Raw genomic sequence first — 12,720 nt, forward strand, 5'->3', positions numbered from 1 at the left:
TGTGAAAGGTTTCTTCTTGAACCCTGAAGTTTTATTAATAATCATAAATTACAACGGCATAAATTTTCTTGGTGAATGTCTTGACTCGGTATTTGCCCAGTCTTATAAAAATATAAAGGTGCTTGTTGTCGACAATAATTCAAAAGACGGCAGCGTTCAGTATATAAGAAATAATTATCCGTCAGTCGACATACTCCATAATATCTTCAACAAAGGATATGGTGATGCCATAAACAGGGCGGTCAGGTACGGAATGCAGAAATATCCTGATGCAATGTATTTCGGAATTTTAAACAATGACTTAAGACTTGGTGAAAAATGGACTGAGAATCTTATAAGATATGGTGAAAACCAGCCGGAGTGCGGAGTCATGGGTGGAAAGATGCTGATTTATTACTGGCCCAAATACATAAACAGTACCGGCAGTCTGGTAAATTATTTTGGAAGCGGATGGGACAGGGATTTTTTTGAAATAGATTCTGAAATTAAAAGAGAAAGCGGAGAGGCTCTTGCTGTTTCGGGCGGCGCAATGCTTGTCAAGAAGGATGTTTTTCTGTCCTGCGGTTTTTTTGACACAAAATATTTTATGTATTATGAAGACATTGATTTCTGTTTTAAAGTCTGGAAATATTCAGACTATACCGTTGATTATGTAAGTGAAGCCCCGGTATATCATAAGTTTTCTTCGTCAAGCGGGGTGCTGTCTTTAAAGAAACATTTTTACCTCAAAAGAGCAAGATTTATTTTTATACTGAAAAATTATCCTCTTGGTTTTTTAAGAAAGATTCTTCCCGAAATCTCTAATTATGAAGTCGGATTTATCATGAAAGACCTGCTGGCAAGATATGATATTATAAATTTCTGGAGAGAATTTTATATATACCTTATTTTTCTTGCAAAGCTTCCTGTTATTATCGGTTCAAGGATTTTAAAAAAAGATAATAAAAAATTCTTAAGAGCGTCTAAAGCTCTGAAAATGTGGGGAATGGTGAGCACTACGACAACTGATTCAGGGAGAAAGCAGATACCCATGCAATATCTGGATATGCTCTGGAACAGATATGAAAAATTCGGAAGCCTTACCAACAGGATAATAATGGGCATAAATGACGAAGGTCTGAAAAGAGGATGGAAAAGCCTTATAACAAAAGGCTACCCGAGGGGACGGTTCTTTTTCAATTATGCAGATGCTGTTCTTGCTAGCCCCTACAGGGGAGAGAATCACAAGTACTATTTCCAGATGCAGTATTTTTTATACGACAGAAAACAGGACAAACTTTTTATTGATATTGAAGGCAGAATTTTTGAAGCCGGGCTTAATGAAAGAATGAATACAATAGTTTTTGAAGTCCCTGATGACTTGCTCAGAGATAAAAACCAGCTTATGGTAAAATTATCTTTTTATAATGATTTTTTGAAAAGAAGCAATAAAAGCCATGCTGAAAGAAATGAAATATTGCTTGATGGCGAGATTGCCGGAATGGATAACAGGGTATTTGAAAAATATATAGCCTGCTTCAAAGATCTTTTTGTAATAGAGATAGCGATTTTAAGCGATGATTCCCAGTATCTGAGAAGAGAATTCTCACTGCTTGAAAAGATAAGCGAATACTGATTTTTTCTTTAATTCTGAATCATGAAAAAGATAATATGAATAAAACAAAAGATGAAATTGAAGAAATAAAAGATACTGACAGGAACTGGAAGGCCGGTCCTGATGAACTGTTAAATGTTGAGGGCAAAAGATGCCTGATGGTTCTTCACAGATTCTGGCCATTCCTTGGCGGTTCAGAAAAGCAGTTTTTAAAATGGGCCCGGGTTCTTGACGATAAAAAATGCAGGGTAAAGGTATTTACCACAAATGTCTGGGATAATGATTATTTTTATTTTCCGGAAAAAAGATATATTAAAGAAACCTCTGCAAAAATAGGAAATAATATAAAAATAAAAAGGTTTAAGGTCTGTCATCTTCCGAGAAGGAATGCCATGCTTTCTTTTCTGGAGAGGTTCCCGTCAAAGACTCTGAAATTTTTAATCGGAAAGCCTTATATATTTCTGCCGGGTTATTATTTTTATATGTTTATGAGCGCCCTGTTTCTGCCTAAAAAATTTGACTTTATAATAGCCGGGGTCTTTCCGCATTATTACCTGATATATCCGGCAATGTTTTATGCAAAAGTCAAGGGCATACCTTTTATCATGAGCCCGCTCATACATTTCGGTCAGCCCAATGATGAGGAGAATTTTGAGCTTTTTCTTAATGAAAAATCAAAATATCTTTTAAGAAGGAGTGATTACATTCTGACTATTACTGATGACGAAAGAGAGAAGCTTGTCTTACTGGGGATTGCCGGAACAAAAATAAAGGTCAGCGGAGTCGGCATTGAAAAAAATGATGAGAGTCTTGAAGGCAATGGAGCAAGATTCAGGAAAAAATATAATATCACCGGCCCTTATGTTTTGCAGATATCGACACAGACTCATGATAAAGGCTCTCATCATGCTGTTGAAGCTCTAAAGGTTTTGTGGCGCAGGGGAGTAAAAGTAAAACTTGTCTTAATAGGGCAGATCCTTAAGGAATTTGAAGAGTATCTTATAAGACAGAAATCGGAAGTATTTGAGAACACAATAATCTTAAGCTATGCGAGCGAACAGGATAAAAATGATGCAATTGATGGCTGTGATGTATTTTTAATGCCCTCAAAATCTGATTCTTTCGGTCTGGTATATCTGGAGGCATGGCTGCATAAAAAACCTGTAATAGCGGCTTACTGCAGCGGAGTCACCGGAGTAATAGATGAAGGAATAAACGGATTTTTTGTACCTTTCGGTGATTATGAAATGATTGCAGGATATATTTATAAATTAATTAATGACAAAGAACTTTCAATGAAGATGGGCGAAGAAGGATTCAGGAAAGTAGTTAATAATTATTTATGGGAAAAGCGTCTGAAAAATTTTATAAAACTTATTGAAAATCTTAAATTATAAATTATGAAAATCGGGATAGACATTTCAAGATATATAGATAAATCCGGTGGTGTCGGAATCTATGCTGCAAATCTTATGAATTTTTTACTGAAGCTTGATTCTGATAATGAATATCTCGGGTATACATTTTTTTATGATTGTTTTCCTGATGGATGGAACAGTGAAAAAGAGGCAGGCATTTTTGCAGACTATTACAGAAGCCCTAATATTTATACAAATTTTAAAATAAATGCTCTTAACCGGCAGACAGGAAAACTTAAAAAATTATGGCAGAAATCCAGTATTGAAAAACATGAGGCTATTCTGGGAAACCCTGATGTTATTCATTCAACGGCATATATGGTTCCGGAGCTGCTTAATGCAAAACTGGTAGTGACCATTCATGATTTAAGTTTTCTTTTGTTTCCTGATCTGCATACTGAAGAAAACAGGAAGCTGCTGATGCAGAATCTTATATATGTTAATTCAAGACCTGACATGGTTATCTGTGATAGTGAACAGACCAAAATAGACCTTATAAAATTTTTTCATGTTCCGGAAGAACGTATAGAGGTAATTTATCTTGGCGTAGACCATATTTTCAGCAGTCCTGTGGTTGAGGAAAACAGGCGGAAAGTCCTGGAAAAATATAAAATAGACGGTCTTGACTATCTTCTCAGTGTTTCCTCCATTGAGCCCAGAAAAAATTTCGAAAGAATAATAAATGTTTTTTCAGAAATAATAAAAAAAGAAGAATTCAGCAAGATGTATCTTGTATGCGCGGGAGGAGCAGGGTGGAAAAATGAAAAGATATATGAACTTGTAAAGAAAAACAAAGTGGAGGAAAAAGTAAAATTCATAGGTTTTGTAGACGAAAAGGATCTTCCGTCTATCTATAGCGGTGCCAGATTATTCTTATATCCTTCGCTTTATGAAGGGTTCGGCCTTCCTGTGCTTGAAGCTATGTCTTCAAGAGTTCCGGTCATTACATCAAACATATCCTCTCTTCCGGAAGTAGCAGGAGATGCCGCGGTAATGATAAATCCTTATAATAAGAAAGATATTTACAATGCCGTCGTAAATGTTCTGAGTAATGAAAACTTAAGAAAGCAGCTTGTTGCAGAAGGCACACAGAGGGCAAATCTTTTCACATGGGAAAGTACGGCACAGAAAACTCTTGAAGTCTACTATAAAGTTTTTGAGAATGATAAGATTTAAAAATTAAAAAAATATTTAAATAGTTTGAATAATAAAATATTATAATACTATATACGGCCTGTTTTACCGGGGTCTTTGTTTTAATGATAATATGGTTTTTATGCGGAAGGAATAAATTTGAAAATAGCCTTGATTGGTTCAAACGGTCAGATAGGTACTGATATCCTGAAATATTTCACGGAAGAAAAAGAAGAGGTAATCGGTCTTACACAGGATGATATTGATGTCTGTTATCCTGAAAAATGCGAAAACGTGCTTTTTAAAATTAAACCGGATATTATCATTAATACCGCTGCTTTTCACGTTGTTGATTTGTGCGAGGATGAAACTGCTGCTGCTTTTGCGGTAAATGCAGAAGGAGTAAGAAATCTCTGCAGAATCTGTGCAGGACTTGATATTCCTCTTGTTCATTTCAGTACCGATTTTGTATTTGGTGCCGATAAAGAAAGAAAAATTCCTTATGTGGAGACTGATTGCCCCGGGCCGATAAGCATGTATGGCATTTCAAAACTTGCAGGCGAGCTTATCATAAAATATATGCTTGAGAAGTATTACCTTTTAAGGGTCTGCGGTTTGTATGGATATGCCGGAAGCCTGGGCAAGGGAAGCAATTTTGTTGAACTGATGCTTAAGCTTGCAAAAGAAGGTCATGAAATAAAAGTAGTAGATGATCAGATAACAACACCGACAAGCACCAAGGATGTGACTGAAAAACTCTATGAGCTTATTAAAACAGGAAGATTTGGGACTTATCATATGACCAATTCAGGGCAATGCTCATGGTACGAATTTGCTCTTGAGATATTCAGGCTTGCAGGGCTGTCCCCTAAAATAATTCCTATCTCCAGTATGGAATTAGGAGCGAAAGCAAAAAGACCTTTTTATTCGGTTCTTGATAATATGATGCTGAGATCTACAGGTCTGGAAGATATGAGAGACTGGAAAGAAGCGCTTAAGGATTATATCGACGGAAGACCAATTTAAAAATTTTAAATAATTTAAAGGGTAGGAAAAATGAACAATAACTACATATCTGCCAGACAGAAATATGCAGAATTCGGCATAGATACCGATAAAGTCATAGAGAAAATCAGCGAAATACCGCTATCTATCCATTCCTGGCAGCTTGATGATGTCATTGGTTTTGAGTCAGATGTTTTTTCGAAACCAAGCGGAGGGATAATGTCCATCGGCGATTATCCCGGAAGAGCATCTAATATAGAGCAATACTGGAAAGATTTGGAAAAAGTTTTATCACTTGTTCCGGGAAACAAAAAAAAGATAAGCATTCAGTCAACAGAAGGAGATTATAAGGGCAAGCTTAAAAACAGAAACGATATGTCAAAAGAGCATTTTGTTTCATGGATTGACTGGGCAAAAGAGAACAAAGTCGGCATTGATTTAAGCCCTGCTTTTTACTCTCACGAAAATGTAAAGGAAGGATATACGATTGCTTCCAAAGACAAGGCAGTAAGGGAATTCTGGATAGAATATGAAAAAAGAAACAGGGAGATTGCTAATTTTATTGGCAAAAGTCTTAAATGCGCTTCAATATGCAATTTCTGGATTCCGGATGGCTCAAAAGATATTACGCCATCAAGATTTGACCACAGGATGATACTCAAGGAAGCTCTGGACGAGATCTATGCAATAAAATATCCGAAGAAAAATCTTATCGATACTCTTGAATGCAAGGTTTTTGGAATAGGCTTTGAATTTTACAATACCGGTTCGCTTGAATTTTATATTTCTTATGCAGTCAGAAATAATCTTGGATTTACATTTGATACAGGACATTTTCACCCTACGGAGGAAGTTTCAAATAAAATATCATCCGTCCTTCCTTTTCTGGATGATATAGTCCTACATCTTTCAAGAGGTCTGCACTGGGACAGTGATCATGTCACAGTGCTTACAGATGAGATTGTTGCAATAATGCAGGAGATTGTCAGGGCAGATGCTTTCGACAAAGTCCATATAGGGACGGATTATTTTGATGCCACCATGAACAGAGTCGGAGCCCTTGCTCTTGGCGCCAGAGCTGCCCAGAAAGCCCTTTTAATAGCGATGCTTGAACCTTTTGAGATTTTGAAGGAGTATGAAGAAGACAATAATTATTTTGCAAGACTTGCTCTTTTGGAAGATCTTAAAACAATGCCTTACGGCGATGTGTGGCAGCAGTATTGTGAAAAAAGCAATGTTCCCGGTGATGGAGACTGGGTAAAGGAAGCCCTTGCTTATGAGAAAGCAGTATTGCTAAAAAGGAAATAAGGGTTATTTCTATCTCGTATCATAAAAATTCTTATCTTAAGAAAATCTATCATAAAAACAAGAGCGGGGCTTGAAGAAAAAGGAAAATAGTATCAGATACTGACAATAATAAATTTTGGTTAAGGTTAATAAAGATAATCTGTGAACTGATTAAATATTATAAAAAGCGAACTGATTAAATAATTATGAAAAAAACTTGATTAAATATTATAAAAAGCGAACTGATTAAATATTATGAAAAATAACTTGATTAATTAATATCGATAACCTATAATAAAAAAAGCACATAGTTGGTAGAGATATAGAATCCAATAAAGCTTTAATGTTTTGTTGGGTTCTTTTTTTATGCCTTTGGCAGTCATTTCCAGGTTTTTCTGTTAAAGGCATTAAAACCGGATATTGAAGCTAGCTGTCTGATTAAATTATTTATTTATATGAAAAGGATGATTTTTTTGGATAAAAAACTGGCAGAATTGATTGGAAAAGATAAAGTAAGCACAGACATAGGTGACAGGCTTTGTTTTTCAAAAGACGTCACCCCTTTATGTTATAAATGGATAGATCTTTATAAATTACCCCCTTATGTAAGTGATATTATTGCAAGTCCTGAAACCACTGAAGATGTAATAAAAATAGTAAATTTTGCAAGGGAAAATAATAAAAAGCTATTTATTTATGGAGGCGGTTCCGGTGTTGTCGGAGGAGTGATTCCTACGGAAAGCGGTATCACATTGGATATGACAAGGATGTCCGGAATAATAAATTTGGATGAAGAATCTCTTACAGTGGAAGTCCAGTCCGGAATAATAGGTCAGAATCTGGAAGATTTTTTAAATAAAAAAAATTATACTCTGAGACATTTTCCGCAATCTATACGCTCAGCTTCTGTTGGCGGCTTGATTGCGACAAAATCCACCGGACAGTTTTCAACAAAATATGGAGGAATAGAAAACTATGTAGTTGGCCTGGAAGCGGTTCTGCCTGATGGTTCTTTACTGAATACGGGAGATAAGCCCAGAAGTTCAACCGGCCCGGATATCAATAATTTTTTCATAGGTTCAGAGGGAGTATTCGGGGTAATTACAAAAGCGATTCTGAAAATCTACAAAATGCCCGAAGAGGTAAAATACCACTGCTTTATTTACAGCGATATTTTCCGAGCCCTGGACTCAATAAGAGAAATTATGCAGTCGGGCATCAAGCCTCCGGTAATCAGGCTGTATAATAGTGAGGAATCCCGCCTGAAATTTGAAAAACTTGGTTTTGACTATGACGGATGCCTGCTCATATTATGTTTTGAGGGTAAAAAAGAATTAGTAGAAGCAGAATCTTCAGTTGCCAAAAAAATCTGTTCCGGAATGCATGCTCGTGATATCGGAGAAGAACTTGGAAAGATTTGGTTTGAAAACAGATTTGACACAAGACACATACTGGAAAAAGAGGAAGAATATGGAGGGATGTCAGATGCAATTGAGCTTGCTGCTTCGTGGAGCAAGATCAAGAAACTTTATACTGAAGTTGAAGAATACTTTAAAAAGAGAAATATAACACTGGCTTCTCATTTTTCGCATGTTTATACAAGCGGTGTCTCTGTTTATAATATTTTCTATCTTAATGCCGGAGATGAAAAAGAAGCAATTGATAGATTTTACCAGATCTGGGATGATGTAATGGAAATTGCCCTGAAAAATGAGGCAACCATAAGTCATCATCACGGAATAGGAATCATAAAAAAAACCAGGCTGAAGCAGGAACTTGGCAAAGGGATGGAATTAATTAAAAAGCTTAAGGATAATCTGGATCCTGAAAATATAATAAATCCGGAAAAATTAATAGAAAACTGACAAACAACAAATTACTATGAATATTGATAAAAAAACACAAAGACAGTGCATATTCTGCCATAACTTCTGTAAATTTTCCTGTGCCCCCTATATTGCAACGAAAAATCAGAAAGTGATACAGACCCAGAAAAATTACCTTGTTTATATGGCTGAAAAAGAGAAAATCAAAGCAAACTCCGGCCTGGGAGAGGCCGCTTACCTCTGCAATGACTGCAGACGCTGTGAAACATACTGTGTTTTTGAAAATAAAAAAGTAATCAATAATAACAGGTATTCTAGAAATATCATTTTTAAAGAGAAACTTGCGCCTGATAAAATATATGAAATTTATGATAATTTTGCCAGATATGGGAATTTTCTTGGAGAGAAAAAAGAAGCAAAAGAAATAAGAAGTTTTGATAAAGATAAGAAATATGACTACTTTATTTATTTCGGAGATTATGTGAATTTTCTTGTTCCTGAAATTAAAGAAAGTTTTATAAAAATCCTGACCAGTTTAAATAAAAATTTTGTGTTCTGTGATGACGAGGTTTCTGACGGGACACTTGCTCTCAGCCTGGGAATGGAAGAACTTGCGCAAAAATTGATGGAAAACAATTTTAAAAAAATAAGCCGGTACAGATTTGATACTATTATCTGTCTTGATGCCTATTCCTGCTATGGCTTTAAAAATGATTATAAAGATTATGGCTATAAATTTGATTGCAAAATAATCCATTATACTGAATTTTTGGAGAACAATATAAGTGATATTAAAATCAAAAAAACAGACACCTCCATAAAATACTTTGATCCCTGCATGCTTTCAAGAGGACTTAAGATAAATGAAAGTCCGAGAAAAGTACTTGATTTGATTAATTCCGGAAATAATTTTGATCTCATAAATAACAGGAAAGATTCAGAATGTTGCGGCGGACACTTAAGTTTTATTTTTCCCGATGTTGCTGAAGCTATTTCAGCCAGCTTTTTAAAAGAGCTGGAATCTTATGATGATAAAACAGAGATACTTATAACTGCCTGTCCGCTATGTCTTAGCAACCTTTCCAAAGTACAAGAATCATCAAGGTTTAAAATATATGATTTGGCAGATTATATCGGCAGAAATATTGATTAAGTAAGCAGATGGCTTCAAAATAAAAGTATCTGTTTCTGATTTTTTGTCTCTGGATAAAGGTTCTTTGAAAATTCATTTCAGCAGTAAAGATTCCAAAGTTCACGAGAGTTTGTGGTAACGCCGACAGCTCCGCTGTCCAGGATTTTTTTAAGCTCTTCCTGACTGTTGATAAATCCTGAACAAATCACCGGGATATCAAAACTCTCTCTGAGAAGCCCTGAAGCTTTAGGGTAAAGTATGCCCGGTCTTATATCAATAAGATCAGGCTTTCCTGCTTTTACAAGTTCAATTCCTTTTTTAAAAGATTTTGTATCAAGAATGAACATTGACTGCATTACAGGAAAGTTGATTTTTTTTAAACAATTTATTGATTTGGGAGAAGATGAGGTTACCATATTGATTCCTATATAATCTTTTAAAAACTTTATCCCGTACTCATCAGCTGACAATCCTTTTAAAGTATCGATATTAAGGATTATAATCTTCTTTCTATCCTGATTATTTTTTGCAACATCCATGAGATCAAAAATATTCAGATCATAAAGCAACACCACCCTGATATTATCATATCCGGCATCCAGAACATCACCAAAGTTGTTTGTGCAGGGGATAACAGGGTTTTTTGAAAGTTCTCTGATAATATTTTTTACATATAAGTTCATTTTTATTTTGCAATATATAGTTTTTTATATAGGTAAATGTTTTTCATATTATAACATAATAACTTTAAATGTCTTTTATTTAAAAAACAAAGGATCCGGAGTATAGATTATGTATCTGCTTGCTATTGATATAGGCTCGACCTCAATAAAATCAGTCATATTTGATTACAAAGGCAGAATTGTTTCCTTAGGCAGAAGAAAGACAGAAGTCTTTTATGAAAAAGAAGGTTCGCAGGAATTTGCTTTCTGGATGCCTGAAAACATATGGGGAAACGTATGCGGCGCAGTGAAAGATTCTGTCAACCTCATCAAAGACCCTGGCCTTATAAGATCAGTATCCGTTACCGGGTTTGCCTGCGACGGTGTCCCGATTGATAAGAATGGAAACTGGATATACCCTTTTATCAGCTGGCATGATACCAGATGTGTCGAACAGATAGAATGGGCAGAAAGAAATCTTGATTATGAGGAAATATATAAAATAAACGGCCAGAAACCCTGGCTTCACAATACTATAATGAGGAATGTATGGGTAAAAAACCATCTTCCGGAAATATATAAAAAGACTTACAAGTGGCTTCTTATAGAGGATTATATAAATTTCAGGCTTTGCGGGTCTATTGCTACTGATTACTCCCTGGCTTCAACCACGCTTGTTTTTGACCAGAAGAGTCTTAACTGGTCTGACAGACTTTTTAAAATGTTTGATATTGATATGGACATATATCCCGAGCCCAAACCCAGCGGCACTTTTCTTGGAGAGGTATCGGGTGAAGCTTCTGTGCCGACAGGCTTAAAAAAAGGAACTCCTGTAATTCTGGGCGGACTTGACGGTCTTTGCGGAGTCTATGCAACAGCAGGCGACCAGGAAGAGGATCTTGTCGGAGTAATGGGGACTTATGAGCATTATCATAAATGTCTTGACAAACCTATCCTTGAAAAGAATGGATTACTTTCCAGCATCATCTGCCAGGCACATGTAATAAAAGGTAAATATGGTATTTATGGAGTAGCTGTATCAGCAGGGATATTTGAGTGGTTTAAAGATGTTTTCTGCAGCGAAGAAGAAAGATATGCAGAAGAAAACAAAAAGAATATATGGGATGTCCTGATGGATAAGGCGGCAGAGTCTTCTGCAGGCTCCGGCGGGATTTTTATGCTTCCTGATCTGTATGGAAGCGCGTGTCCTGTTCAGGATAATTATTCCAGAGGAGTTTTTACAGGTATTTCTTCAACCTCAAAAAAAGAAGATTTCATAAGAGCTGTTATTGAAGGACTGAGTTATAAGGGGTTCGAGCTATACGAAGCTATCAGGGAGTATACATCTTCCGAAAGCAGAAAGATAATGATAACCGGCGGAGCTACAAGGAATTCATTCTGGATACAGCTTAAGTCGGATATTTCCGGCATTGAAATAGAAGTGCCTGATATTGAAGAAGCAACTCCTCTGGGAGCGGCGATGATAGGGGGAGTAGGGACAGGCATATTTGAAGATTTCAGTGATGCCTTTAAAAAAATAGAAAGAAAAATTAAAAAATACAGTCCGGATAAAAACAATCATAAATTATATAAAAAATATTATAATGATATTTATAAAAAGATTTATCCTTCATGCAGGGATATAAATAATTTAATATCAACAAGGATTCTGTAATTTATTCAGGCCTGGACAGAAAATTTAAAAGAACTGGAGGTTAGCATGTACGGCAAAAAGATAAGGATGGGAAGGCTTATAGATCCACGATATGGAAGAGGAGTAATAATACCTTATGCGCATGGCCTTCTTCAGGGCCCGATTCCCGGACTTGAAAATATAAATGAAATCAACAGGTATATGGAGATATTCAGAAAATCAAGGGCAACCGGGATAATCATAAGTTATGGATATGTCAAGTACAGTGCAGACTATCTTATCGGAAGATGCGTTCCTTCAGCCGTAATCCTGATTGACTGGATAAATATGACGAAAGCATATAGGGGAAATGTTCCTTATGACGAAGTAAGGACATGCATCTGCACATCCATTGAAGATGCGATAAAAGTAGGAGCAGATGGTGTAATGACTTATCTCACTTTGGGATTTGAAGATCCCTCGCTTGAGGCTGAAGAAATTAGAAAGAATGGTCTTGTAGTAAAAGAATGTGAAAGGGTAGGCCTTCCTGTCATAATCGAACCCGTTATGGCAGGATTTAAGAACAAGGATATTTTTTATGACAAGGAATATTTGAAAATAAATGACAGGATAGCTGCAGAAATAGGAGCAGATATAGTTAAATCACAATATACGGGAGACTCTGAATCTTTCAGGGAAGTGGTGGAAAACTGTGCGGCTCCGATAATGATTGCCGGCGGGCCTAAATCAGGGACAATGGAAGAAACGTATGAAATGATAAGAGGTGCAGTACAGGCAGGTGCGGCAGGAACAATAGTGGGAAGAAAGATATTTCAGGCTGAGAATATTGAGAAATGCTTAAACGAAGTATGCAAAATAGTCTATGATGAATTTCCCAGAAATAATGACATACAGATAAGATGCATAAATGGTGTCTGCAGCGCGTCCGGTGCTGGGGATGAAAATGAACTTGTTGAAAAAATCGCCAGCCAGGTTATTTCTGAATATAAAAATAAAATCAGTAAATAG

Annotated in this window: 10 protein-coding genes; 9 read left to right on the plus strand and 1 reads right to left on the minus strand. The window is 36.0% G+C overall.

Annotation, left to right across the window (positions count from 1 at the left end):
* The first annotated feature begins 16 nt into the window (after nucleotides 1-16).
* The 7 genes from GXZ93_06935 (at nucleotide 17) to GXZ93_06965 (ending at nucleotide 9,417) form a co-directional block, all read left to right on the plus strand.
* A complete protein-coding gene (locus tag GXZ93_06935; GenBank protein ID HHT79507.1) occupies nucleotides 17-1,615 on the plus strand; it encodes a glycosyltransferase family 2 protein in 1,599 nt (532 codons plus the stop codon).
* A 35-nt stretch (nucleotides 1,616-1,650) separates the two neighbouring features.
* Nucleotides 1,651-2,991: a glycosyltransferase family 4 protein gene (locus tag GXZ93_06940; GenBank protein ID HHT79508.1), complete on the plus strand. Its 1,341-nt coding sequence runs from the start codon at nucleotides 1,651-1,653 to the stop codon at nucleotides 2,989-2,991.
* 3 nt (nucleotides 2,992-2,994) lie between these two features.
* On the plus strand, nucleotides 2,995-4,188 hold the full coding sequence (locus tag GXZ93_06945; GenBank protein HHT79509.1) for a glycosyltransferase family 4 protein: 1,194 nt from the start codon (nucleotides 2,995-2,997) through the stop codon (nucleotides 4,186-4,188).
* 117 nt (nucleotides 4,189-4,305) lie between these two features.
* Complete coding sequence (gene rfbD, locus GXZ93_06950; protein ID HHT79510.1) at nucleotides 4,306-5,172, plus strand: dTDP-4-dehydrorhamnose reductase; 867 nt, start codon at nucleotides 4,306-4,308, stop codon at nucleotides 5,170-5,172.
* Between the two features lie 30 nt (nucleotides 5,173-5,202).
* A complete protein-coding gene (locus tag GXZ93_06955; protein HHT79511.1) occupies nucleotides 5,203-6,459 on the plus strand; it encodes an L-rhamnose isomerase in 1,257 nt (418 codons plus the stop codon).
* A 452-nt stretch (nucleotides 6,460-6,911) separates the two neighbouring features.
* Entirely contained in the window at nucleotides 6,912-8,303 is a 1,392-nt protein-coding gene (locus GXZ93_06960) for an FAD-binding oxidoreductase (GenBank protein HHT79512.1), read from the plus strand.
* 16 nt (nucleotides 8,304-8,319) lie between these two features.
* Nucleotides 8,320-9,417, plus strand: a complete 1,098-nt coding sequence (locus GXZ93_06965; protein HHT79513.1) for a (Fe-S)-binding protein — start codon at nucleotides 8,320-8,322, stop codon at nucleotides 9,415-9,417.
* Between the two features lie 77 nt (nucleotides 9,418-9,494).
* Here the strand turns inward: GXZ93_06965 and GXZ93_06970 are convergent, their stop codons facing one another.
* The gene (locus tag GXZ93_06970) at nucleotides 9,495-10,079 is read right to left on the minus strand and encodes a glycerol-3-phosphate responsive antiterminator (protein ID HHT79514.1); all 585 of its coding nucleotides are present in this window, start codon (nucleotides 10,077-10,079) and stop codon (nucleotides 9,495-9,497) included.
* A gap of 109 nt (nucleotides 10,080-10,188) precedes the next feature.
* On the opposite strand from GXZ93_06970, the gene GXZ93_06975 reads away from it, so the two are divergent.
* Together GXZ93_06975 and GXZ93_06980 are read left to right on the plus strand one after the other, a co-directional pair.
* Nucleotides 10,189-11,733: a hypothetical protein gene (locus GXZ93_06975; GenBank protein ID HHT79515.1), complete on the plus strand. Its 1,545-nt coding sequence runs from the start codon at nucleotides 10,189-10,191 to the stop codon at nucleotides 11,731-11,733.
* A gap of 45 nt (nucleotides 11,734-11,778) precedes the next feature.
* Nucleotides 11,779-12,720: a hypothetical protein gene (locus GXZ93_06980; protein ID HHT79516.1), complete on the plus strand. Its 942-nt coding sequence runs from the start codon at nucleotides 11,779-11,781 to the stop codon at nucleotides 12,718-12,720.

This window comes from Actinomycetota bacterium, from assembly GCA_012837825.1.
Lineage (GTDB): Bacteria > Actinomycetota > Humimicrobiia > Humimicrobiales > Humimicrobiaceae > Humimicrobium.

Excerpts from the sequence above, each read along its gene's own strand:
- GXZ93_06940 (HHT79508.1), top strand. The coding sequence starts at position 1,651 with ATGAATAAAACAAAAGATGAAATTGAAGAAATAAAAGATACTGACAGG.
- GXZ93_06945 (HHT79509.1), top strand. The coding sequence starts at position 2,995 with ATGAAAATCGGGATAGACATTTCAAGATATATAGATAAATCCGGTGGT.
- GXZ93_06955 (HHT79511.1), top strand. The coding sequence starts at position 5,203 with ATGAACAATAACTACATATCTGCCAGACAGAAATATGCAGAATTCGGC.
- GXZ93_06965 (HHT79513.1), top strand. The coding sequence starts at position 8,320 with ATGAATATTGATAAAAAAACACAAAGACAGTGCATATTCTGCCATAAC.
- GXZ93_06970 (HHT79514.1), bottom strand. The coding sequence starts at position 10,079 with ATGAACTTATATGTAAAAAATATTATCAGAGAACTTTCAAAAAACCCT.
- GXZ93_06975 (HHT79515.1), top strand. The coding sequence starts at position 10,189 with ATGTATCTGCTTGCTATTGATATAGGCTCGACCTCAATAAAATCAGTC.
- GXZ93_06980 (HHT79516.1), top strand. The coding sequence starts at position 11,779 with ATGTACGGCAAAAAGATAAGGATGGGAAGGCTTATAGATCCACGATAT.